Origin of the sequence: Agromyces larvae, assembly GCF_022811705.1 — a bacterium.
In the GTDB taxonomy this organism is placed as follows: domain Bacteria; phylum Actinomycetota; class Actinomycetes; order Actinomycetales; family Microbacteriaceae; genus Agromyces; species Agromyces larvae.
This window is the reverse complement of the sequence record NZ_CP094528.1, coordinates 334,891-357,864: the sequence shown is the minus strand read 5'-3', so window position 1 is coordinate 357,864 and position 22,974 is coordinate 334,891. Positions and strand designations below refer to the sequence as shown.

At 67.3% G+C, this 22,974-nt stretch carries 23 protein-coding genes and 1 pseudogene; 12 read left to right on the top strand and 12 right to left on the bottom strand.

Annotated elements, in window-relative coordinates:
• Positions 1 to 15: 15 nt before the first annotated feature.
• Positions 16 to 627 (bottom strand): class I SAM-dependent methyltransferase, encoded by a 612-nt coding sequence (locus tag MTO99_RS01575; RefSeq protein WP_243556379.1) that lies wholly within the window; start codon positions 625 to 627, stop codon positions 16 to 18.
• Positions 628 to 657: 30 nt separating this feature from the next.
• Positions 658 to 1,983: a polysaccharide biosynthesis protein gene (locus MTO99_RS01570; protein WP_243556378.1), complete on the bottom strand. Its 1,326-nt coding sequence runs from the start codon at positions 1,981 to 1,983 to the stop codon at positions 658 to 660.
• 38 nt (positions 1,984 to 2,021) lie between these two features.
• On the opposite strand from MTO99_RS01570, the gene MTO99_RS01565 reads away from it, so the two are divergent.
• Positions 2,022 to 2,972 carry a glycosyltransferase family 2 protein gene (locus tag MTO99_RS01565; RefSeq protein WP_243556377.1) on the top strand — a complete coding sequence of 317 codons (951 nt, stop codon included), beginning with the start codon at positions 2,022 to 2,024 and terminating at the stop codon, positions 2,970 to 2,972.
• A gap of 76 nt (positions 2,973 to 3,048) precedes the next feature.
• Here the strand turns inward: MTO99_RS01565 and MTO99_RS01560 are convergent, their stop codons facing one another.
• Complete coding sequence (locus MTO99_RS01560) at positions 3,049 to 4,038, bottom strand: glycosyltransferase family 2 protein (RefSeq protein WP_243556375.1); 990 nt, start codon at positions 4,036 to 4,038, stop codon at positions 3,049 to 3,051.
• Positions 4,035 to 4,991: a UDP-glucose 4-epimerase GalE gene (gene galE / locus MTO99_RS01555; protein ID WP_243556373.1), complete on the bottom strand. Its 957-nt coding sequence runs from the start codon at positions 4,989 to 4,991 to the stop codon at positions 4,035 to 4,037. Before galE ends, MTO99_RS01560 begins: the two co-directional genes overlap by 4 nt.
• An 88-nt stretch (positions 4,992 to 5,079) precedes the next feature.
• Between galE and MTO99_RS01550 the strand changes: the two genes are divergently transcribed.
• The 6 genes from MTO99_RS01550 to gmd all read left to right on the top strand — a co-directional run bounded on the left by MTO99_RS01550 (position 5,080) and on the right by gmd (position 12,175).
• Positions 5,080 to 6,513 (top strand): hypothetical protein, encoded by a 1,434-nt coding sequence (locus MTO99_RS01550; RefSeq protein ID WP_243556371.1) that lies wholly within the window; start codon positions 5,080 to 5,082, stop codon positions 6,511 to 6,513.
• A 48-nt stretch (positions 6,514 to 6,561) separates the two neighbouring features.
• The gene (locus MTO99_RS01545; protein ID WP_243556369.1) at positions 6,562 to 7,482 is read left to right on the top strand and encodes an alpha-1,2-fucosyltransferase; all 921 of its coding nucleotides are present in this window, start codon (positions 6,562 to 6,564) and stop codon (positions 7,480 to 7,482) included.
• 60 nt (positions 7,483 to 7,542) lie between these two features.
• Positions 7,543 to 8,826 carry a lipopolysaccharide biosynthesis protein gene (locus MTO99_RS01540; RefSeq protein WP_243556367.1) on the top strand — a complete coding sequence of 428 codons (1,284 nt, stop codon included), beginning with the start codon at positions 7,543 to 7,545 and terminating at the stop codon, positions 8,824 to 8,826.
• Positions 8,827 to 8,947: 121 nt separating this feature from the next.
• Positions 8,948 to 9,874, top strand: coding sequence for an NAD-dependent epimerase/dehydratase family protein (locus MTO99_RS01535; RefSeq protein ID WP_256461027.1), 927 nt, complete (start codon positions 8,948 to 8,950; stop codon positions 9,872 to 9,874).
• A gap of 36 nt (positions 9,875 to 9,910) precedes the next feature.
• Positions 9,911 to 11,083, top strand: coding sequence for a DegT/DnrJ/EryC1/StrS family aminotransferase (locus MTO99_RS01530; RefSeq protein WP_243556363.1), 1,173 nt, complete (start codon positions 9,911 to 9,913; stop codon positions 11,081 to 11,083).
• Between the two features lie 60 nt (positions 11,084 to 11,143).
• Positions 11,144 to 12,175: a GDP-mannose 4,6-dehydratase gene (gmd, locus tag MTO99_RS01525; RefSeq protein ID WP_243556361.1), complete on the top strand. Its 1,032-nt coding sequence runs from the start codon at positions 11,144 to 11,146 to the stop codon at positions 12,173 to 12,175.
• A 157-nt stretch (positions 12,176 to 12,332) separates the two neighbouring features.
• Here gmd and MTO99_RS01520 read toward each other — a convergent pair whose 3' ends face one another.
• The 3 genes from MTO99_RS01520 to MTO99_RS19235 all read right to left on the bottom strand — a co-directional run bounded on the left by MTO99_RS01520 (position 12,333) and on the right by MTO99_RS19235 (position 13,134).
• Positions 12,333 to 12,479: a hypothetical protein gene (locus tag MTO99_RS01520; RefSeq protein WP_243556359.1), complete on the bottom strand. Its 147-nt coding sequence runs from the start codon at positions 12,477 to 12,479 to the stop codon at positions 12,333 to 12,335.
• On the bottom strand, positions 12,476 to 12,697 hold the full coding sequence (locus tag MTO99_RS19240) for a hypothetical protein (RefSeq protein WP_435520784.1): 222 nt from the start codon (positions 12,695 to 12,697) through the stop codon (positions 12,476 to 12,478). The genes MTO99_RS01520 and MTO99_RS19240 overlap by 4 nt, the downstream gene beginning before the upstream one ends.
• A 167-nt stretch (positions 12,698 to 12,864) precedes the next feature.
• Positions 12,865 to 13,134: a DDE-type integrase/transposase/recombinase gene (locus MTO99_RS19235; protein ID WP_435520783.1), complete on the bottom strand. Its 270-nt coding sequence runs from the start codon at positions 13,132 to 13,134 to the stop codon at positions 12,865 to 12,867.
• A 326-nt stretch (positions 13,135 to 13,460) separates the two neighbouring features.
• Here MTO99_RS19235 and MTO99_RS01505 point away from each other — a divergent pair.
• Positions 13,461 to 14,419, top strand: a pseudogene (locus tag MTO99_RS01505) (IS30 family transposase); the annotation flags it as partial.
• A gap of 353 nt (positions 14,420 to 14,772) precedes the next feature.
• Here MTO99_RS01505 and MTO99_RS01500 read toward each other — a convergent pair.
• The 3 genes from MTO99_RS01500 to MTO99_RS01490 form a co-directional block, all read right to left on the bottom strand.
• Positions 14,773 to 15,150, bottom strand: a complete 378-nt coding sequence (locus MTO99_RS01500) for a DUF2304 domain-containing protein (RefSeq protein ID WP_243556352.1) — start codon at positions 15,148 to 15,150, stop codon at positions 14,773 to 14,775.
• Positions 15,151 to 15,166: 16 nt separating this feature from the next.
• Positions 15,167 to 15,811 (bottom strand): glycosyltransferase family 2 protein, encoded by a 645-nt coding sequence (locus tag MTO99_RS01495; protein WP_243556350.1) that lies wholly within the window; start codon positions 15,809 to 15,811, stop codon positions 15,167 to 15,169.
• A 97-nt stretch (positions 15,812 to 15,908) separates the two neighbouring features.
• A complete protein-coding gene (locus MTO99_RS01490; protein WP_243556348.1) occupies positions 15,909 to 17,138 on the bottom strand; it encodes a glycosyltransferase family 4 protein in 1,230 nt (409 codons plus the stop codon).
• Positions 17,139 to 17,189: 51 nt separating this feature from the next.
• On the opposite strand from MTO99_RS01490, the gene MTO99_RS01485 reads away from it, so the two are divergent.
• On the top strand, positions 17,190 to 17,975 hold the full coding sequence (locus MTO99_RS01485; RefSeq protein ID WP_243556347.1) for a glycosyltransferase: 786 nt from the start codon (positions 17,190 to 17,192) through the stop codon (positions 17,973 to 17,975).
• 12 nt (positions 17,976 to 17,987) lie between these two features.
• Here the strand turns inward: MTO99_RS01485 and MTO99_RS01480 are convergent, their stop codons facing one another.
• Positions 17,988 to 20,330 (bottom strand): LGFP repeat-containing protein, encoded by a 2,343-nt coding sequence (locus MTO99_RS01480; RefSeq protein WP_243556345.1) that lies wholly within the window; start codon positions 20,328 to 20,330, stop codon positions 17,988 to 17,990.
• 89 nt (positions 20,331 to 20,419) lie between these two features.
• Between MTO99_RS01480 and MTO99_RS01475 the strand changes: the two genes are divergently transcribed.
• Together MTO99_RS01475 and MTO99_RS01470 are read left to right on the top strand one after the other, a co-directional pair.
• Entirely contained in the window at positions 20,420 to 21,256 is an 837-nt protein-coding gene (locus tag MTO99_RS01475; protein ID WP_243556342.1) for an ABC transporter permease, read from the top strand.
• 26 nt (positions 21,257 to 21,282) lie between these two features.
• The gene (locus tag MTO99_RS01470) at positions 21,283 to 21,996 is read left to right on the top strand and encodes an ABC transporter ATP-binding protein (RefSeq protein WP_243556341.1); all 714 of its coding nucleotides are present in this window, start codon (positions 21,283 to 21,285) and stop codon (positions 21,994 to 21,996) included.
• Here the strand turns inward: MTO99_RS01470 and MTO99_RS01465 are convergent.
• Positions 21,945 to 22,346, bottom strand: a complete 402-nt coding sequence (locus tag MTO99_RS01465; protein ID WP_243556339.1) for a hypothetical protein — start codon at positions 22,344 to 22,346, stop codon at positions 21,945 to 21,947. The two genes, MTO99_RS01470 and MTO99_RS01465, sit on opposite strands and share 52 nt — an antisense overlap.
• Between MTO99_RS01465 and MTO99_RS01460 the strand changes: the two genes are divergently transcribed.
• Positions 22,233 to 22,937, top strand: coding sequence for a glycosyltransferase family protein (locus tag MTO99_RS01460; protein WP_354002524.1), 705 nt, complete (start codon positions 22,233 to 22,235; stop codon positions 22,935 to 22,937). The genes MTO99_RS01465 and MTO99_RS01460 overlap by 114 nt on opposite strands.
• Positions 22,938 to 22,974 lie beyond the last annotated feature (37 nt).

Sequence of the window (22,974 nt, the reverse complement as noted above, 5' to 3'; positions counted from 1 at the left end):
CGCCCGCGCCCGCGGTCAGCGTCGTCTCGCGACCGCGACGAACTCGTTGTACGTGTACGCGCGTCCGGCGACTCGCGGGAGCGGGAACGAGAATCGGCGTTCCACCGCGAGCCCGGCGGCGTGGGCGATCTCTTCGAGGCCGGCGAAATCGACGAACTGCACGTGCGTCGCATCCGATCGGTAGCCGCGCTCCTGCGGGGTGATGAAGCAGACCTGCCCCTCGGCCCGCAGGTAGGGGAGGTAGGCCGTGACGAGCGCGATGTCGGACTCGCGATCCATGTGCTCCATGACATGCGCGAACAGGAGCGAGTCGTATGCCTCCGGCACGGCCGCCGTCGAGGCCGCGAACTCGTCGACGGTGTACGCCTCGAGGCCGCGCTCCCGAGCGATCGCGATGGAGTCCGCGTTGTGGTCGACGCCGACGCCGTTTCCGCGGAGGTGGGCGAGGTTGCGGCCGAGTCCGCAGCCGACGTCGAGCGTTCGGCCGAGCTTCAGTCGACGGATGTTCCAGCGGTACGGCGCCTGGACATCGATCAGACGGCGCCACCGGGCCGACTCGATCGTCTTCAGACGCTCGGCGTAACCGGGCGCCGCCGTCGGGGGAGTCTCGTCAGATCCAGCATCCACGGTGTGCCTCCTCGAGCCACACGATAGCAATCAACGGGCGGAACCCGACCAGCGGAGCAGCCCGAGGTGCACGGCCACGCCCACGAGCGGCCCGACGGCGAGCGCGAGCGGCACCGACGCTTCGATCGTCAGCGGGAGGAACAGCAGCGCGATCGTCGTCGCAGACGCGATTACCCAGCCGAGCGCGTAGGCGGTGTGCAGGCTCCGCGCGAGCACCGCCGGACCCGTCACGCACAGCATGCCGATGCAGCCCGACGAGACCACGAGACCCGCGAGGAGCGAACCGGGAAGGGCGAAATCCGCGCCGACGAACGCGTCGAGGGCCCACTCGCCCGCGAGCCAGGCGATCGCCGCGAGGACGACCGCGACGCCGACGACGATCGCGGACCAGCGCGCGAGGAGGCGCGGCGCCTCGCGCCGCGCCGCGCCGAACGCCGTCACGAGGTAGCTCTGCAGGGCCGTGAGCGGCACGAGGAGCGGAGCCCGGGTGAGGGTGATCGCGAAGATGAGCGCACCCAGCAGAGTCGCGTCGTCGGATGCCTCGACGAGCGCGAGCACGAGTGGGAAGCCGTTGATGAGCAGCGCCGTCGCCGAGGCGGCGACGACTGTCTGCACCGAGTTCGCGGCGAGCCGGCGGAAGCTGACGTCCACGCGTCCGTCTCGGATCAGACGCCGGCCGCCGATCGCGAAGCAGCCGACGATCACGATCACGTACGGGGCGACGACCGCCCACGCGAGCACCTCGGTGCCCGCGCCGAAGTCCGTCGCGACTCCGACTGCAGCGAGCCTCAGCACGCCGTCCGCGGCGATGATCACCCCGAGCAGCAGCCAGCGACGGTGGCCCGCGAACAGCCCGCTCGCGACGGCGACGACCGCACTGAGCCCCGAACCGATCGCGACGGGGATCGAGAGGTCGGAGTGCGCCGTGCCGAATGATTCGGGCGCCCACCAGACCGCGGTGCCGATCGCGACCGCGATGACGAGCAGCCCGGACGCCGTCGCGAGGACCCAGAGCGAGCTGCCGCGCCGTGCCGCTCCGACCGCCGAGGCTCCCGCCGGCCCTTCAGGGGAACCGGATGCGGACGCCGACACCGACGCCGACGCGGACGCCGCGCGTGTCGCCTCCTGCTGGAGACCGAACAACACGCCGACGATGAGGTAGAGCGCCGACCAGAACACGCCGAACACGGCGTATTCGGCCGCACCGAGGGAACGGGCGGTCAGCCAGAGGACCAGGTACCCCGCGACACCGCCGACGAGGGTGCCCGCGAGCATCCACAGCACCGACGTCGGGCGGCGCTCGGTCGACTCTCGCGCATCGTCGACCACGGCCGGCTTTCCCTTCGATTGGTACACTGACCGACAGCCTACGCGTCGGCCCGATGCCTCGGCGCGTGCCCACCGGGGAGTCCGACTTGACCGTTCCTGCCGAGAATCCGCACACCGTCGAGGTCCCGTTTCTCGACATCCTCATGCCGTTCTGGGGCGACCCCGGGCAGTTCCGAGACGCCGTGGAGAGCGTGCTCGCCCAGACCGATCCCGGCTGGACCCTCATGGTCATCGACGACGCCTACCCCGACCGCTCACCCGGTGAATGGGTTCGGGCGCTCGAGCACCCGCGCGTCCACTACCGGCGCAACGCCGTGAACCTCGGAGTAAGCGGCAACTTTCGCGAAGCCGCCCGGGTTGCCTCAGCGCCGTACACGACCGTCATGGGCTGCGATGATCTGCTCCTGCCCGGGTATGTCGAGCGGATCCGACAGCTCGTCGCGACGCATCCCGAGGCCGCATACGTCCAGCCCGGAGTGGAGGTCATCGATGGAGAAGGGCGGGTGACGGCCCCCCTCGCCGACCGGGTGAAGTCCATGTATCGGCCCCGAGTGAACCCTGCTGGCCCCGTCGAGCTGAGCGGAGAACGGCTCGCGACGAGCCTCCTGCGGGCCAACTGGACGTACTTCCCATCGATCGCCTGGCGCACCGATCTTCTGAAGCGCTTCGACTTCCGGGACGACTACGAGGTCGTCCTCGATCTCGCCCTGCAAATCGAGATCGTGCGGGAAGGAGGCATCCTCGTGCTCGACGACCGGCCCGAGTTCCGCTATCGGCGCCACGCAGCCAGCGCGTCCGCCAAGCGCGCCACCGAGGGATCGCGCTTTCAGGAGGAACGGCGGTACTTCTCCGAGGCGGCGCGCGCGATGCACGAACAGGGGTGGGGTCGCGCCGCCCGGGCCGCATCCAGGAGGCTCACCTCGCGCTTGAACGCCCTCTCGGTGCTGCCGAGCGCGCTCGTGGCCCGCAACGGCGCGGCCGCCAGGACCCTCCTGCGCCACGGCCTAGGCCGGTGACCGAGACTCGAGCGCACCCGGTCGCGAAGCGCCGGAGTCTTCTCTCGCGGGCCCTGCCGACGTCCAGCTCCACAGCTCAGACGGGCTGCACAAGATCGCGCAGGATGTCCTGCGCGCCGAGTCCGTAACGCCCGTAGCGGCCCGTTCGCGCTTCACGGAGCACTGGAACGATCCGGCCGAACCGGCTTCGCGGGTAGGCGCTGCGCACCTGCTCGTGCACGAGCTTGTCGGCGACGACTTCGGCGAGATCCGCACGATCGGATGCGATCGCAGGCAGTCGCCGGGCGAGATCCGCCGCACGTGCGCGGAGGCGCACGTTGCGCTCCGTGCGAGGTGCACGAAGACGCCCGATCTTGCCCGTGAGCTCGAGCGCCGTGACGCCGATCTGATTGCCGCCGTGCTGGCGGTAGTCGATGAGCTCGTCGTCGATGACGGCGATGCCGCCGATGACGGATGCCACGACGGCGAGCCATTCGTCATGGACCCACGTGGGCGGGAAGGGCGACGCAGCCTCGACGAGCGATCGGCGCACCATCATCGTGGCCCCCGTGAGGAGGTTGCGCTTCAGCAACTCCTCGAACGCAGCGCCGACACGGATCCGCTCGAGCGTGGTGCCTTCCAGGCCGAGGGTGCCGAAGAGGGTCGCCCCGATCGGCTCGCCCTGGTCGTCGACGAGGCGGGCACCCGACGCCACGAGCTGAAGCCCCGGCCGTGCGTCGAAGACTTCGACCGCCCGTTCGATGCGATCCGCCCGCCAGATGTCGTCCTGGTCGGAGAGCGCGATGAGATCCCCCGTCGCGGAGCGCAGCGCCTGCTCGAAGTTCGCGGTGACTCCGAGTGGCGGATCGTTGCGGAGGACGACGAGATCGGGCGCCGCGCCGCCGGAACCGCGGTGTTCGGCGACGAGCCGCTCGGCGAGTTCGACGGTGCCGTCGGAGGACGCGTCATCGGAAAGGACGATCTCGTCGACCGCGCGCGTCTGGGCGAGGATGCTGCGCAGCTGGGCCTCGAGGAAGCGCGCGCCGTTGTGGGTGCCGAGCGCGACGGAGACGCGCACGCCGGTCATCGGCGCACGTGGGCCGCCCACGCGGACTCCACGATGTCGCGCAGGCCGAACTCCGAGCGCCACCCAAGCTCTCGTGCGATGAGCCTGGGATCGGCGACGACCTCGGCGGGATCGCCCGCGCGTCTCGGTTCGACGACCGGTTCGATCGTCGAACCCGACACCTCGAGGATGGCGTCGATCATCTCGCGCACCGAGCTTCCCGTGCCGGTGCCGACGTTGAAGACCCGATGCCCGTCGCGCACCGTGTCGAGCGCCGCGAGGTGCGCGCGCGCGAGGTCGAGGACGTGGACGTAGTCGCGGATGCACGTGCCGTCGGCCGTCGGGTAGTCGTCGCCGAAGATGCGCGGACCCTCACCGGCGTCGAGCCGCTCGAACACCATCGGCACGAGGTTCAGCACCGCCGTGTCGGCGAGCTCGGGCCATCCCGCGCCCGCCACATTGAAATAGCGCAGGCTCGTTGCGCGCACCGCGCCGGTCGCGGCTGCCGCCGCGAGCATCTGCTCGCCGACGAGTTTCGTCGCGCCGTACGGGTTGATCGGCACGGTCGGGGTCGATTCGTCGAGCAGCACCGACGGCGTCGCGCCGTACACCGCCGCCGACGAGGAGAAGACGATGTCGCGCACGTCGGCCTCTTCGAGCGCGAGGAGGAGGCCTGCCAGACCGCCGACGTTCTGCTCGTAGTACCAGGCCGGGCGGGCGACCGACTCCGCCACCTGCTTCTTGGCTGCGAAATGGACGACGGCGGAGACCTCGTGCGCACGGAGCACGTCGACGAGGTCGGTCCGGCGGCCCGTGTCGCTCAGATCGAGTTCGACGAGCGGCACGCCATCGAGGCGGGCGGGGATGCCCGAGCTCAGATCGTCGACGACGACGACCTCGTCTCCACGCTCGAGGAGGAGACGAACCACGTGACTGCCGATGTAGCCGGCACCGCCGGTGACGAGGATGCTCACCGCGGCAGTCTACGTGGTCGCAGCCGACGACTCTGGTCCGAGCGCACAGGTGTTACCAGGTAGGGTGTTCAGCCGGGAGAGGAGCCCAATGTCGAACGTGCTCGCGGAACAGCCGTCCACCGTCCAACACCGGGTGAGATCGTGGTTGGGGCGGTTCTGGGTACCGTTGGCGCTCGTGCTCGTCGCCGTCGGATATTCGAGTGCGGTGACGATCCAGCACTCCGATGCGATGTCTCCCATCGACGAGTGGGTCTACCTCGACTACCTCGACAAGCTCCCCACGCAGGGAGTACTTACCCCAGGTGAGGAGATCGGCCCCGAAGGTCTCGATCGGATGGCGTGCGACGGCGTGTTCCCATACGGTCCGATGGGCGCGGCGTGCGGTTCGAGCTACGCGGATGTCTCGACGTTCCCGTTCGGCGGGATCACCTCGGCCGACCCGTACACGCCGTTCTACTTCGGGGTGACGCGGGTCGTCGGCGACGCCATCCATTTCGTGTCGGGGGTCGACCAGCTCACCGCGTGGCGCCTCACGGGATCGCTCTGGCTCGCCGCGTCGGTGCTCCTCTTGTGGCTCCTGCTTCGGCAGTGGCGGGTCTCGTCGACGGCGGCGCTCGGCCTGGGGCTGGCCTTCATCGCGTCACCGTTCGCCTGGTGGACGTACACCTATGTGAGCACCGACGCGCCCTCCTTCCTCGCGGGCGCGGCACTGCTCTTCGTGACGACGAGATTCGTTCGCGGCACCGGCTCGCTCTGGTGGATACCGGCCATCGCGGTGCTGGCCACGATCTTCAAGGTGACGAACCTGCTGGCCGTCGGCCTCTCGGCGCTCTACCTCGTGATCCACGGGCTCATCACCGTCTGGAACCGGCGCAAGCAGCGCGTCTCGGGTGCCGAAGGGCTCGCGGAGTTCGGCGGGTCGCCCGCCGAGGGTCCCGCCCCGGCCAGGAGGCTTCGCCGCGAGTGGCTCGTGCTCATCGTCGCGGCTGCGACGAGCGTCGCGGCGATCCTGACCCAGTTCGTGTGGCTCCGAATCCACGCGTCACTGCGACCCGAAGGCGCCGCGGGCTCGTCGGGCGGCAACCCGCTCGGCGTCCAAGAGCTGCTCGGGCAGATGGCGAACTTCCTGCCCGGCACGATCACCTCGAATGTGAACATAGCGGGCTCGACCGGGTACGCGCTTCCCATCCCCGGCTTCGCCGTGACGCCCCTCAGCTGGCTCACGATCGCTGGAGTCATCGGCGCGTTCTGGGCGCTTCGCGGGGTGACACCGCGGAGCCCGCTCGTCATCGCCATCGCGATCTCGTCGGTCGTCTTCGCACCAGCGCTCGCGCTCGCGCTCTATGTCACGACCGGATCGTATTTCACGCTGCCTCCGCGGTACGGCGCGTCGATCCTCGCGGGCTTCCTGCTCGCGGCCGGACTCGTGATCCGCAATCGCTGGGCGTCATGGATCCTCGTCGGCTACGGCGTGGCTTTGCTCGGCGCGATGTCCGTCCTCACGGCACTGCTCCACGACTGACGTCACCATCCACCTGCACCCGCCCGTCGGCCCGAGGGAGAGCACCACATGGCAGCGGTTCGAGACATCAGCGACGGCATCTGCGCGTATCTGCAGGGCGGCTTCGGCAATCAGCTGTTCATCCTCGCTGCGGCGTGGGAGCAGGCCGAACGCCTCGACTGCCCGCTGTACGTCGACGCCTCGCGCTTCATCGCGAGCGATCCGATCGAGCGCACCAAGGAGACCCCATGGGGCTTCCAACTCGCCGGGGTCGCGTTTGACGGCACCGTCCTTCGGGAGGACTCCCCCTGGTACCGCAACTCTCCTCGCCGACCGGCGGCGATCCGCCATCCCGGCCGGGGCTCCACGCGCCTGAAGGTCTATCGCCAGCCCACACTCAACTTCCACGACACCGTCAACCGCGTCACCCCCGGGACCACCCTCTTCGGGTACTTCCAGGCGTGGCGGTATTTCGAGGGCGTCTCCGACCAGTTGGCCGCGGCCCTCACCGGAGCGAAGATCTCAGCGCCCGAGTCCGAGCAACTCGCGAGGCTTTGTCAAGCCGAGACAATCACCGCGCACGTGCGGCGCGGCGACTACCTCACGCCGCAGGCCGCGCGGCATCACGGAATCGCGAGCGCGACCTATTTTACTCGTGCGATCTCGCTCCTCCGGCAGCTCCAGAGCGATACCTCACGCGTCCGAGTCTTCTCTGACAGCCCCGACCTCGTTCGCGACGAACTGGCCGAGTTGCAGGAACTCGACTTCGTCGAAGACACTGGCATCCTCGGTAACGTCGCCACGTTAATCGCTATGAGCAACGGCGTCGGATTCGCGATGAGCAACTCCTCGTTCAGCTGGTGGGCTGCATGGCTTCTCTCACGCAGAGACCCGAACGCGCCGGTCGTGGCCCCCCGCCCGTGGCAAGCAGACGGTCAGAGCGGACATGACTTGCTCCTCCCGAACTGGCACACGCTCGACGCTCGCTGAGTCGCTCGCCGGCAGCTCTCGCTGCGATCGCTCGGAGCGCGGACGCATAAGGTGTCCTACATGGTGAATCCCTCGTCGTCTGGTCGACGCGAAGCATCGACCCCGACGACCTCGGATACCGCGCGCACCGTGCACCTTCTGGCTGCGCAGTTCCTCCGGAATCTCGGTCCGCTCCTCATCCTGTTCCTCCTGGCGCGTATGACGGAGCCCGAAACGGTCGGCACCTACTCGCTCGCGCTGGCGATCGCCACCCCGTTCTTCGTGTTCGCACAGCTCGGAATGCGCACCGTGACGTTGACGCTTAGCCCCGAGGCCTCTTTCCGCAACTACACGATCGTCCAATCGGCGGCTCTGGCGATCGCCCTCGTCGCTGCTTGCGTCTTCGGCGGCGTCTGGGCCCCACAACTCGAAGCGGTCGTGCTGCTCGCCGCACTCGTGAAGGTCGCCGACGCATTCTCCGAACTCTCCTCGGGACCGTTGCAGCGCCGGGGACACTCACTCACCGTGTTTACCGCGAGCCTGATCGCGGCGATCCTCGTCTCGCTCGCCGCGGCCGTCGTACTCGCACTCACCCGAGAGCTCATCCCCACCATGCTGGCGCTCGCCACGTCCTCGCTCCTCTCGGCGTATCTGTTCCTCTTTCGGCCTGCGCATCGCGCTTCGATCGTCGCCGAGTCGGAGCATCCACCGCCCGCGGCGGGCGTCAGGCGAGAGACGCGCAGAATCGCCGCCGCCGGTCTCCCGCTCGGAGCCGCGATGTCGCTCATGTCGCTCATTGCAACGGTTCCCCAGTACCTCGTCACAGGCTCGTTCGGGGCCGCGGAGACCGCGCGGCTCGCGATCCTCCTTTACCTATTCGCACTCGCGGATATCGTCACCGGGGTCCTGTCCCAGGCTTGGATCCCGCAAGCCCAACAAGCGGCGCGCCGGGGGGCTGCGAGGGCGTCGATTCTCTCGATCACCGCTCGCGCGACGATCAAGTGGACGCTCGCATACGTCCCGATCACGCTGATCGGGCTCCTCCTCGCGACCTGGCTTGTCCCCCTCGTGTTCGGCAAGGCCTACACCCTCTCCCTCGCCGAAGCGATACCTCTCGGTCTCGCCATCATGGCGCTCCCGAGCGCGCATTTTATGGCGACCGCCGTCGCCATCCAGAACGCGTACGTTCACGCCCTCACACTCGCCGTCGGATCGACCGCGCTGTCCCTGGCGACCTGCCTCGTTCTGATTCCGCAGTTGGGGGTCGCCGGCGCCTTCTGGGCACTGCTCGTCTCGGTCGCGTCGCGCGCGGCGATCGCCGCGACCGTGCTCCGGCTCCGGAGCAGACGACCCCGAAGCGTCTAACCCCCTCCGGCCAGGAGAATCCTGCGATCGAAGGACGTGGAGCCAGATCAACTACACTCGACTAGTCGCCGACACGCGCTGGCACGGCACACCACGTGGTCCAATACCCAGGGAGCCCTTAATGCGAGTTCTCCTCACCGGCGGCAATGGCATGCTCGCTCGGTCCATCGCTGCTGCCTGGCGCACCGCCGGGCGGGACGACGAGCTCATTCCGGTGACTCGAGCCGACGCCGACTTGCGCGATCCGATCGCCGTCGAACGGCTCTTCCAGGAGATCGCTCCCGACACGGTGATTCACACTGCTGCCCGCGTCGGAGGCATCGCGGCGAACATCGCGGATCCCGCCGGGTTCCTCATGGACAACTTGCGGCTCGACTCCAACGTCCTCTCGACGTCGGTTGCCGCAGGCATCCGTCGATTCGTGTACTTCGGCAGTTCGTGCATGTACCCCAAAGACTACCGGCAGCCGCTCGTCGAATCCGATGTGCTCGCCGCTCCGCTTGAGCCGACGAACGAGGGGTACGCGATCTCGAAGATCGCCGCCGCCCGGTACTGCCAGTACACCGCCGAACAGTTCGGCTGGGACTACCGCGTCATCATCCCGTCCAACCTGTACGGCCCGGGAGACGACTTCGCACTCGACCGCGCCCACCTCGTCGCCGCCACGATCGCCAAGGCGCATGAGGCAAAGTCCACCGGGGCCACGAAGATCGATGTCTGGGGCGACGGACTCGCCCGGCGAGAGTTCACCTACGTCGGAGATCTCGCCGAATGGCTCGTATCGAAGCTCGACGGCCTCAGCGCGTGGCCCGCGCTCATGAACGTCGGCAAAGGTGAAGACTTCAGCATCCTGGACTACTACCGTGCGGCACTCAACGCCGTTGGATACGAGGCGGATCTCGTTACCGACCCGTCGAAGCCTGCGGGAATGCACCAGAAGCTCATGGACTCCAGCGTTGCATCCGAATTCGGGTGGTCCCCCTCGACCGACCTCACCGACGGCGTCGCTAAGACGTATGCCGACTACCTCGCTCGCCTCGACCACTGAGCACCCTCCCAGATCGACGAACCGAAAGACGCCAGCATGACCGCACCCCGATACCCCCTTGCCACGACCACGTGGGATAACGCCGAATACGAGGCCCTCCAATCGGTCATCACGAGCGGTCGGTTCACCATGGGGCCGGAGGTACGGGCGTTCGAGGAAGAGTTCGCCGCAGCGCTCGGCGCCCGGCGAGCAGTGATGGTCAACTCGGGCAGCAGCGCGAACCTCATCGCCCTCACTGCCGCCGTGGTGAATCCCGACATCGACCTCTCGCCCGGCGATGAGATCATTGTGCCCGCCGTGTCGTGGGCGACCACGTTCTACCCGGCGCACCAGCTCGGACTGCGATTGCGTTTCGTCGATGTCGATCTCGACTCGCTCAACATGAGCGCCGCGACCGTGGCGGAAGCGATCACCACTGCCACGAAGGCCATCCTCGCGGTGAACCTCCTGGGCAATCCCGCGGAACTCGTCGAGCTCTCGAAGCTCGCCGCCGAGCGGAACCTTGTACTCATCGAAGACAACTGCGAGTCCCTCGGGGCCAACGTGGACGGCCGCCAGGCGGGCACGTTCGGACTCGCGGGCACGTACAGCTCGTTCTTCTCCCACCACATCGCGACGATGGAGGGCGGGCTCATCACCACCGACGACGAGTACACTTACCAAGCGATGGTGTCGTTGCGTGCACACGGCTGGACACGAGAGTTGCCGAACGACAACCTCATCCACCCGAAGACAGGCGACGCATTCGACGATCTGTTCCGCTTTGTGTTGCCCGGCTACAACGTACGCCCGCTCGAAATGTCCGGCGCCCTCGGGCGGCAGCAAATCAAGAAGCTCCCCGGCCTCATCGCGGGCCGCCGTACCAATGCGAAGCTCTTCGTCGAGCGCTTCGCCGGTCGCGACGACGTGCGAGTACAGCGCGAACACGGCGAGAGCAGCTGGTTCGGATTCTCCCTGGTACTCGAAGGCCGTCTCGCGGGTCGGCGTGCCGATCTGGTGAACGCCCTCGCCGACCAAGGCATCGAGTCGCGCCCCATCGTCGCAGGCAACTTCACCCGCAACCCCGTCATGCGCTACTTCGACGCCGAGGTGCCCGCCACGCTGCCCGCCGCGGACAAGATCCACACCGATGGCCTCTTCCTCGGCAACCATCACTATCCGATCGAGCGCGAACTCGATCTCCTCCTCTCGGTCATCGACGGCATCTGACCAGCCGCCTCCGACAGGCGCCACAACATCCGTCACGGAGCAGAAAGCGAATACTCGAACATGTCCGACCAGAAGCCGAAGCGCGCATTCATCACCGGTATCACCGGACAAGATGGCAGCTACCTTGCCGAACTCCTGATCTCGAAAGGCTACGAAGTCCACGGCCTCATTCGTCGTGCCTCGACCTTCAACACGAGCCGCATCGACCACCTCTTCACGGATCCGCACTCCACCGACGCGAAGCTGACCCTCCATTACGGCGACCTGACCGACGGCTCGCGTCTCGTGACGCTGCTCAGCACCATCCAGCCCGACGAAGTGTACAATCTCGCTGCCCAGTCCCACGTGCGCGTGAGCTTCGACGAACCGGAGTTCACCGGCGACACGACCGGACTCGGTTCAGTGCGTCTGCTTGAGGCCGTCCGGCTCGCTGAGATCGATGTCCGCTACTACCAGGCGAGCAGCTCCGAGATGTTCGGCGCGACGCCTCCTCCCCAGAACGAGGACACCCCGTTCTATCCCCGGTCGCCCTATGGCGCGGCGAAGGTGTACTCGTACTGGATAACCCGCAACTACCGCGAGGCGTTCGACATGTTCGCGGTCAATGGCATCCTCTTCAACCACGAGTCGCCGCGCCGCGGCGAGACATTCGTGACGCGCAAGATCACGCGCGCCGCTGCCAGGATCGCCGCAGGCGTGCAGTCAGAGCTCTACATGGGCAACCTCGATGCGATCCGCGACTGGGGTTACGCGCCCGAGTACGTCGAGGCGATGTGGCGGATGCTCCAGCACGACGAGCCTCAAGACTACGTCGTCGCCACGAACACCGCCTACACCGTTCGCGACTTCCTCGACTTTTCGTTCCAGCGGGTCGGCCTCGATTGGCAGAAGTACGTCAAGTTCGACGAACGCTACCTTCGCCCGACGGAGGTGGACGCACTCATCGGCGACGCTTCCCGGGCCTACGACCTCCTCGGGTGGACTCCGCGCGTCAAGACCCCCGAGCTCGCGCAGATCATGGTCGACAACGATGTGAAGGCACTCGAGTTCGGCGGGACGACTTGGGTCGATGAGGTCGCCTGGACCGCGTGATCGGGGTCCGGGCTCGAGTCGCCTGAATCGAGTCATCCTCGGCGAGTTGCTCCAGCCCGCCTGAGAGAGCCGCTCGTTGCGGATGAGCTGCCGAAGAATGGTTGGTCGGCGTCTGATGCATCACACCGCTTCACTCGGCGATCGCTGGTCGTCTCGATCAGAGTCTTGGTCTGTCCTCGCGGGGCTTGGTGTAATCAGGACGCGATCGTGCCTCGTCGCGGATGATGGTGATGAGGGTGCCGGTGAGGTGGCTGCCGATCTGGAATGTAACGCCTTTGATCTTGATCCCTCCGTTGACGGTCACGCGTCGGGTGTTCTCCGGCAGCAGTGCGCCGGCGGCGGCGACGGGTGAAGGAGACGGGGCGGCGAGTGGAGCGGCCTCGGCGGATCGGCCACGGGCGTCGCGTCCCAGGCCTGCTGTGGGGTGACCTGGCCGGGCGGCCCCTGGTGCGGGCATTCGGTGTTGTAGACCAGGTCGAACTGGTCGACCTGCGCCTGCGGCTCACCGAGCGTCGAAGCCATCGGTTGCTTGTCGAGGTGTCGGAACAGGGTTCGTTCTTGCCGTGCATGGTCGGCTCGGAAGGCTTCCCCGTGATCGGCTCGACGCCGAGCCTGGTGACGGGGTCGACGAGCTTGCCGACGACCCCTCGCCGGGACGGGTTCAACGCGACGCCGTTGGCGGTGAGCAGTCATTGCGCGACACCGCGCGCGGCGATGCCTTTCGAGACGATGCGGACGGCGGCGTCGGAGGTCTCCCCGGCGGCGACACGGGATGCGACGGCGAGGCGGGAGTGGTCGTCGATGAGCTGGAAGATGACGCACGTGCGTCCGCCGGTCAACACGTACTCGGTCGCATCCAGCTGCCAGCACGCGTTCGGCGCCGGATACACGAACCTGAGAAACGACGCCCGCGGCCGCTTGTTCGGCGCCGCCCGAGCAACTCCGGCGTCACGGAACACGCGTGACAGCGTCGCGGTCGACGGGGCGGGCAGCCCATCGCGGTCATCTTCTCGTGCATGCTTATCGGCCCATGATCCAACCTCGACTGTTCCAGCGCCGCACGCACCTCGAGCGCTTGATGCTTGATGTCCTCGCCCAGCCCTGTCGGCGACGTTCGAAGCCGACGAGACTCGGCTCCAGCACCGCCGCGGGACCGTCCGCGACCGCGCGTAGCAGGTAGAACCTCTTCCGGGAGATGTGTCGACGACGTTTGAATTCTGGGCCGATGCGACGGGGCGGTTTCCAGCGACGGTCGCAACGAGGATCATCCGAAAGGGGTTCTCGCATGTCGTCTCGTCGTGTTCCGAAGGGGCCAGGTCGTAGGCCCAAGTCGTTGGCTCGGAAGCGGTTCATGGAACTGCTTGCCGAGGGCTGGTCGATGTCCGCGGCCGCGCGGGAGGTGGGTGTCGGCCGGTCCGCGGCAAACATCTGGAAGAACGGCACTACCGTTCGGCGCAAGGATGGCACCGTCAAGGTCGTGCCACCGCTTGAGCCGCTCTCCGTTCGTGTCATCTCGCCTCGGTTCCTTTCAGACTGACCCGACCCTTACACAGTCAATCTGACACGCCCGGAGAGCCGTCGACGATCAGCCGGGAGTTGCGACGCAATCTGCACTCGTCCGGACAGTATCGGCCATTTCACGCGCACGCGACCGCCGCAAGCCGGCGTCGGCGGACGCGACCGCTGAAGCTGACCTCCGACCCGGTGCTGCGCTCGTTCGTGGTCGCGCGGCTGAAGGAACGGTGGAGTCCGCAGCAGATCTCACGGGCGCTACAGCGCGCCCATCCGCAAGAGCCGGCACGGCGGGTCGCGACGGAGACGATCTACCAGGCGATCTATCGGCCCGCAACCGGCATCGTCCGTAAACCGGCGCCGTCACCACTACGGACCGGGCGTGATCACCGGCGCGGTCATACCCGTCAGATCCGCGCCGGGAGGCGGTTCGCGCAGCCGATGCTGTCGGTGTGGGACCAAGGCACCGAGATGGCCAAGCACCTCGACGTGACTGCAGACACCGGAACTCGGATCTACTTCTGCGACGCCGCGAGCCCGTGGCAGCGCGGCAGCAACGAGAACGCCAACGGCCTGCAACGCCAGTACTTCCCGAAGTCCACCGACCTGTCGGTGCACTCCCCACGGGACCTCGCTCGCGTCGAACTCGAGCTCAACCGCCGCCCCCGAATCACTCTCGGCGACCGGACACCGCACGAGCTCTTCAACGCTTTGCTAGCCTCCGAGAATCACGCTCGTTGCGACGACCGCTGGAATACAAGGCGCCGCCATGGCCTACTTTTCAAACGTCGTCGACAAGATGCCGTGCTCGGCGCAGAACGTCGTCACCGCGCCGCGCGGCGCGTCATCAGGCCACTGCGAGATCGTCAGACGGGACACGGGGATCGACAGGCTCATTTCGGCTCATACACGCATCAGAGCGACAGAAGTGTCACCACCGAGAAACCCCGGAATCGTCACCGATGTCCTGATCCAGAACTGTCACCGAAGTTCTGGGAGATGACACCTCGCGGGGCTTCGCGTGAGCCCTGAGATGCTAAACGTTGCGGCACAGAAACACGCCGCCCTGCCGGCATGAGGGGCCGTCAGCTGTCGGAGTGCTCCTCGGCCGGGGTCTCTTCCCACGGCCTCGACGCGTTCGCGAGCGCGACGGATCGGGCGAGCTGAGTGATCTCCCGCTCCTGCTGCCGGAACCGCAGCGAGGTGGAGATCGTGTGCCCGACGAAGACGATGATGAGCCCGTAGAGCAGCAGATCCGTTCCGCGGCCGACGCCGACCAGATTCGCGAGGCCGTTGATGAGCTGGGGAAAGAGCACGGCGACCACGGCGGCCAGGAACAGCATGAGCAATGCGATGCGCTTGATGGCGAGCTTGCGCGTGCCGCGTCCTGGGATGAGCACGATCGCCGCGAACGCGGCGAGGACGCCGATCAGCAGGAGCTTGATGAAGAACTGGTCTCCCATGGGTGACTCCTCTTTCCTATTTCAGGAACAGATCGTTGAGGATGTTGACCGAGTTCCAGATCGATTGCCCCTTGGACCGCGAGTACTCGGTGTACACGACGTGCACCGGGAACTCGGCGTACTCGAGCTTGTTGCGGCCGATCTCGGCGACGATCTCGGAGGCGTGAGCCATGCGGTTCTGATCGATCTTGATGACCGTCGCGGCGTGGCGGTTCATCGCTCGCAGGCCATTGTGCGCGTCGGTCAGCCGCACCCCCGTGCTCATCGACTCGAACAGCACCGCGAGACGGAGGACGATCGACTTCAGGAAGCCCGGCTTCGTGCGACCGTCGAGGAAGCGCGAACCGACGATGATGTCGGAGTCGCCCGTCTTCAACCGTCCGATCATTCCGACGACGTCATCCACCTGGTGCTGTCCGTCGGAGTCGAACGTCACGAAGTACTCGGCGCTCGGGTCTTGCAGCGCGTAGTCGAGTCCAGTGCGGATCGCCGCACCCTGACCGAGGTTGGTCGGGTGCTTCACGACCACGGCGCCGCCGGCTTCGGCCTCTGCAACGGAGTCGTCGGAGCTTCCGTCGTCGATGCAGACGATGTTCGGGAACGTCCGGCGTGCTTCCTCGACCACCGAGCGGACTACGGTCGCTTCGTTGAAGAGGGGCACGACGAGCCACGTCGTCGCGTACTCCGATTCGCTGATGTCACACCTCGCTACTGACCGGTCCGCCGTTCAACGGACCGCTGACCAGTCTATTCGAGGACTACCGGCGAGATTTCGCATGGACCCGGGCGCGTTCGGCGCGGACGGACGCGAGGAGAGTAGCGTAGTCGCGAGCCCGGGTCTGCCAGTCCCACGCTGCGAGCCTCGACGCGTCGAACACGCGCCCGGGGCGCCCTTCGGCGATCGCGGTCGCCAGGGCCGCCGGCGTCGACTCCGCCACGATGCATACCGGGGCGCCAGCCTCGGCGAGCGTGGATGCGCCGGCGATCGGGTAGGTCACGACATCCCCGCCGGCCGCGACCGACTCGATCAGGGAGGTCTGGAAACCCTCCGCGAGCCGCGTGGCGTTGACGAGCGTGCTCCCGGCGAGCGCCCGCGCAAGGTCGGCGCCAACCACGCGGCCGCGTACGGCGACCACGCCGTCGAGCCGCTCGCGCTTCACGGCGACTTCGACCGACGGTCGATCCGAGCCGTCGCCGATGATCTCGGCATCGAACTCGAAGCCTCGGTCACGCAGCAGTGCCGCGGTCGTGATGAAATCGTCCCACCCTTTGCCCGGCACGAGGCGGCCGAGGAACACGAGACGTCGACGCTCGCGCGGCCGACTCGGACGAGCAGCGAGCCATGGACCGATGTCGATGGCGTTCGGGAAGACGATCGCCTCGCGGCCCGACAGCCTCCGGACGAAGGTCTGCACCCGATCCGAGACCGCGAGGACCGCATCCGCCGAGCGAAGAACACGGCGACCGATCGTTCGATCGACGAGGCGGCTCGTGAGCCCGACGATTGGTCCGACGCCCCGCACGTGATCGGAGCCGTGCTCGGTGTGCACGTGGGCAATGCCCGCCCGAGCAGCCGCGCGGGCGCCGACGAACGACATGGGGAAGAACCGGGTATGGGTCGAGACGACCGTGACGTCGCGTTGACGACAGAGCGACCGGATGCGTCGCGCCGTGCCCGGCGCCGGGAAGCTCAGGATGTCCTGGACGGGGACCCGCCCGGGTATCCGGATGACGGCGACCCCACGCTCCTCGCTCACGCCGACGTCGGCTCCCGTCGTCGTCGTGAGCACAGTCACCCGGTGACCCGACGCGACGAGCTCGACGGCGAGGCGCTGGACGTGGAACTCCACTCCTCCGAGGTGCGGTGGGTAGTTCGACACGACGAACAGCACATGCTCGGGCAACCGGACCGCCTCTCCCCGCAACCGGGTGGCTGCGGCACAGTGCATCCTACGTCGAGGGGCACGGGCCTCGGCTACGCTGGTCACTCGTCCGGCGGGGCTCCGGACGGTGTTCGAGATGGATGGGAAGCACAGCACGTGACCGAAGTGAGCGTGATCATCCCGACGAATCGGATCGACCGGTGGCTCGACGATGCGATCGAGTCGGTGCTCGCCAGCCGAGGCGTCGAGGTCGTGCTCGTCGTCGTCCTCGACGGGATCCCCGTCGACGAGTCCCGTCCGTGGGCCGACGACCCCCGGGTCGAGATCGTCCCGCTCCCCGAGAACGTCGGTCAGACCGTCGCGATGAACACGGGCGTCCGGGCGTCCCGCACTTCGTACGTGGCACGACTCGATAGCGACGACCTCGTCGATCCCGATCGGCTCGCGCTCCAGGCCGACCATCTCGACCGCCATCCCGACTCGCCGGCGGTCGGGTCGGCCGTCATCAGGATCGACGAGCATTCGCGAGTGACCGGCGAGGTCGCCCTTCCTACGGGCGACGACATCCGCCCCACTCTGCTGCTGTCGAACACCGTGGCGCATTCGTCGCTGCTCTTCCGCCGGTCAGCGTTCGATGCGGTCGGCGGGTACGACGAGCGACTCCGCCAGATGGAAGACTACGACTTCATCTTGCGCATCGCGCGCTCCGGCCCGATCGCGAACCTTCCCCGACCCCTCATCCGGTATCGCGTGCACTCCGGTCAGACGAGCCGGGGCGCCACTCCTCGCGGGCGGCACATCGACGCCGTGAGCCGTGGTCGTCTCGAGCTCGCCCGGTCGATCGGCGCATCGCCGGTGTTGACCCGGGTGAAACTGTCCGCGTGGCGCGCCCTGCAATTCCTCCGCTACCACCGCCTGGTGAGACCCGGGCACGAGCGCTGACGCGCCCCGAGCTCACTCGACGCGCCCGCCCCCGATGGGAGACCACACGATGCGGCCGTTCTGGAACTGCTGGCTGCACGTCCCCGCGGAATCGCACGTCATCTCGCTCGCTGGCCATCCGAGCGGACCAGTGATCCCGCCGCGCTCGTTGTAGAACGCGCGCACTCCACCGGAGACCACGTAGGCGCCGGAGGCGCTCGCCGCGATGGCGCCCTGCTCGAAGGCCTGGACGAAGCCCCCGCCCGAGGCCTCGAAGCGGATCCCGCCGGTGGTCGGCCATCCGAGCGAGCCCGTCGGTCCGCCGGCCGCGAGATACCGGTCCGTCGCCTGCGAGATGACGAGCGAGCCGCGTTGGGCGCTCGAGACCATGAGTCCACCTGCGAACCGCTGGGTGCACACGCCCGCGGCGCAGGTCGCGGAACCGGTCGGCCAGCCGGGTTGCCCCGCGATTCCGCCGAGCGCGTTGTACTGCGTCCTCAGCACTCCCGTGATGGCGTGGGCTCCACCGGTAGACGACCACGCGATCGCCCCACCCTCGTAGCCCTGGACGATCCCGCCTCCGTTCGCGGCGATCGCGTTCGTGCCCGACGTCGGTTTGCCGAGTGTCGCACGCAGAGCGGCGTACTCGCCAGCGAGTCGTTCGTCGATGAACCATGCGGCGCCGTCGGACGAGGAGAATGCGCTGCCGTGCTGGAAGCGCTGCGAGCACGCGCCGCCTGCGTCGCAGGCCGCTGCGGCGACCGGCCATCCGGGGACGCCGCCGATTCCGCCGGCCGCGTTGAACGCCGTCCGGATGCCTCCGGTCACGGCGAAGGTGCCGGCCGGCGACTCGACGATCGCGCCCTTCTCGAACCCCTGCGCGCGGCCGCCGCCGTTCGCCTCGATCCGGTTCGGATTGCTCGTCGGCTCGCCGAATGCTCCGGTCCGCCCGCCGTTCGTCTCGAAGACGGCGCGAATGCTCGCCGGGAGCCCGAACGCGGCGCCGGTCCGTCCGTAGACCGATCCGCCCTGGAACGCCTGGATGCAGCGGGACTGGGCGTCGCAGACGTTCTCGCCCATGGGCCATCCGAACTCGCCGTCGATCCCGCCGACCGCGGCAAGCGCCGTGCGGTTGGCGTTCGGAATCGGCCACGTTCCCGTCTGCGAGGAGGCGATCGCGGCGAACTGGAAGGCCTGCACCGTGCCGCCCCCGTGCGCCGAGATCGAGTTCGCCCCCGAGGCTGGCCAGCCAATCCAGCCCTCGACCCCGCCCCACGCGCCGTAGGTCGCCCTGATCGCCACCATGATCGCGAACGCACCCCGGGGGGCGGACCAGGCGATCGCGCCGTTCTGGTATCCGCGCACGGCGCCCCCGCCATTCGCCGTGAAGCTCCGGATGTCCGTGACCGCGGGCCCCAGCACGCCCGCCTCAGCGCCGTAGTCCCGGTAGGTCTTCTCGATGAAGTACTGCGGTCCGATCTTCGTCGGCCCGAACCAGTCCGTGTAGATCCGCCAGAAGTTCCGGTTGCCGTACGAGCTGCACCCGTCGCCCGTGCCGTAGAGGTTTGCGAGCGCCGCGGCGTTCGGCTGGTAGGGCGTGTAGTTGTACAGACCGGCGGTGGCGGCGTTCATGATGTAGACGGGGCCGCTGCCGCACGCCGCGTTGGGATGGAAGAGCACGTTGACCGTGCGACCGGCGATGTGACGCCACCCACCCGGATTCGCCTGATAGCGCTTGAACTGGAGCGCAGCCATCCAGACCTGATTGAAGAAGCCGTAGTATGCCGCGTCGCAATCCGCGGTGTCGGGACATCCGTACCCTGTTGCGGATCGGTACTGGCGCGATGTCGGCCAGTCGTCGGTCACGAGACTCTGCTCCTTCTCGAGCAGCACGAGCAGTACCTTCTGGCTCACGCCGCACGCCGCTCCGACCTTCGCGATGATCGTCGCGGCCGACTCCCCGGGAGCCCCGGCGTATCCACCGCAGCGGCCGGCTTCGCCGGCGCGGGACGCGGTGTCTTGCGAGTAGGCCTTCAGGCACACGTAGCCGGCACGGCACTGCGGAACGCGAGCGTTCAGGAAGGACTGGACCTGACCGGCGGACATCGCGGCTCCGTCGTAGAAGAGATCGTCGGCGATGATGAACCCCGGGTCGAAATCGGATCCGTTGGCCGCGATCGACGACTGCTGCGGGATGGCGATGAGACCCGCGACGAGCGCGAGCGTCGCCACCAGGATGCCGATGATCCGGCCTCTCTGCCGGACACCGCCGAAGGTCGTTGCATCCGCCACGGAGTCCCCCTCTCGCAGCCCTCGCGTCATCGCTCGGACTGCTTCCCCTTGCCTATGAATGTAGCAAGGCTCCGGCTGGGGCATTCAGCGATCGTGCAGCCGATCCGCAGCTCGGGGTCGGCTAGGCTATGGTGTTTGGTTCTGGCCGGTCGGCCGTCATCGAGTGAGGTTGCATGGGGTACCTGAAAGAGCTCGCGTCATCGCGCGAGCTGTTGTCGAACCTGGTGCTGCGAGACATCCGAGGGCAGTACAAGCGAACCGTGCTCGGACGACTGTGGTCTCTCGCGAGCCCGCTGACGGCGATGCTCGTGTACACCTTCGTGTTCTCGTTCGTCTTCAGGATCCAGCCCGCCGCAGGAGATCCCAGCGGGCTCAACGTGTTCGCACTCTGGCTCCTGTGCGGACTCCTCCCCTGGACGTTCTTCTCCAGCGCGGTCTCGACCGGCATGGCGTCACTCGTCGGCAACGCGGGCCTCATCACCAAGGTCTACTTCCCCCGAATCGTCCTGCCGACGGCCGCCGTCCTCACGGTCGGCTACAACTGGCTGTTCGAGATGCTCGTGCTCTCGGTGGCATTGCTCATCGCCGGTTCGTTCCTGTGGCCTTGGATCCCGCTCGTCATCCTGATGATGGTCGTGCTCGCCGTCTTCGCGACCGGTGTGGCGCTCGCCCTGTCCGTCGCGAATGTGTACTTCCGCGACACCCAGTACCTGTTGACGCTCGTGCTCCAGGTCTGGATGTATCTCACCCCGATCGTCTACCCGATCAGCCTCGTAGCCGACCAGTCGGATCGCCTCGGAGGGCTGTTCGGCACGTCCGTGACCGTGCTCGACATCTACTCGTTGAACCCGATGCTGCACTTTGTGACCGTGTTCCGGTACCTCATGTACGACAACCGGCTGCCCGAGCTGTCCGACGTGCTCGCGTGCGTGGTCTGGGCGCTCGTCAGTCTGGTCGGCGGATTCTTGATCTTCCGGAAGAACGAGAAGGGACTCGCTGAAACGCTATGACGGAGATCGCCGTGAATGTGGACTCCGTGAGCAAGCGCTTCCGGCTGTACCACGAACGCAACCAGAGCCTGAAGTCGGCGGTCATGCGACGCCGGATCTCGGTGCACGAAGACTTCTGGGCCCTCCGTGACGTGAGCCTCGAGGTGCCGATGGGCTCGACCTTCGGACTCATCGGCAGCAACGGTTCGGGCAAGTCCACGCTGCTGAAGTGCCTCGCGCGAATCCTCTACCCCGAGCAGGGCGCCATCACCGCGAACGGCAAGGTCGCCGCCCTGCTCGAGGTCGGAAGCGGATTCCACCCCGAGCTGTCCGGTCGCGAGAACGTCTTCCTAAACGGTTCGATCCTCGGGATGTCGCGTAAGGAGATCAGTCGAAAGTTCGACGAGATCGTCGCGTTCTCAGGTGTCGAGCAGTTCATCGATCAGCCGGTGAAGAACTACTCGTCGGGCATGTACGTGAGGCTCGGCTTCTCGGTCGCCATCAACGTCGACCCCGACATCCTCGTCGTCGACGAGGTGCTGGCGGTCGGCGACGCCGAGTTCCAGGCGAAGTGCCATCAGAAGTTCGACGACTTCAAGCGCGACGGAAAGACCGTGATCCTCGTGAGCCACTCGCTCTCGACCGTCGAGAGCATGTGCGACCACGCCGCGTGGCTCAACAAGGGAACACTGATGACCTCGGGTGACGCTCACTCGACGATCACCGCATACAAGAACTCGCTGAGCCCGGAAGCGCAGTGAGCCCCCGCGTCCGGCGATTCGACGTCCGGGCCATCGGCCGGAACCTCCTGGCCGCAGCCTGGCGCTCGACCCGGTTGCCGCGGCCCGCGGCGGCGGTTCGAGAACGCCTGCCCTTCTTCCGTCACGTCGTCCTGCGCAACCTGCCGCCGGCCCACCGAATCGTTCGCGGCCGGCTTCACCGGGTACCGGCACGGCCGGGGATCGTGGCGATGATCCGAGTTCGGAACGAGGAGCTCCTGCTCGCGGACTCGCTCGATCATCTGGGAGGTTTCGCCGATGCGATCGTCGTGTTCGACGATGCGAGCACGGATGCCACCGTCGAGATCGCGCGCCGGCATCCGAAGGTGCATCGAGTGATCGTCAATCGCCGTTGGCGCTCGCCGAATCGGATCTGGGAGGAGACGGCGAATCGGCGCGCCCTGTATCGTGCCGCCCGTCGGCTTCATCCCGAATGGGTGTTCTACGCCGACGCCGACGAACGCTTCGTCGGCGACATTCGGGGCACGCTGCGTTCACCGCGCTTCGCGGATGTCCAGGGGGTGCGCATCGAGCTCTTCGACGCCTACATGACCGCCGACGACCACGAGCCGTACGTCTCCGGCCGTCCCCTGCTCGACTTCCGTGAGTACTTCGGCGTGGAGCGGCGTCGCATCCTCATGGCCTGGCGCCCTTCGGCCGGCGTCGACTACCGACTGCCGGATTCGCGCGAACCGCAAGGCATCCACGGCCGAATCGAGGTCGACTTCCGGTGCCAGCACTACGGCAAGGCGCTCTCGATCGAGCAGTGGGACGAGACGTGCCGCTACTACATCGACAACTTCCCGCCCGTGTACCAGGAACGCTGGCGGGCCCGGCTCGGAAAGGCGATCCACGCGAGATCCGACTTCGACACCGAACTGCGCCGCTGGGACGACGTCCTCCAGCACGCGGAAGACATCTGAGTCGACACGACGCCCGTCCGAACGCCCCCGGGAGTCG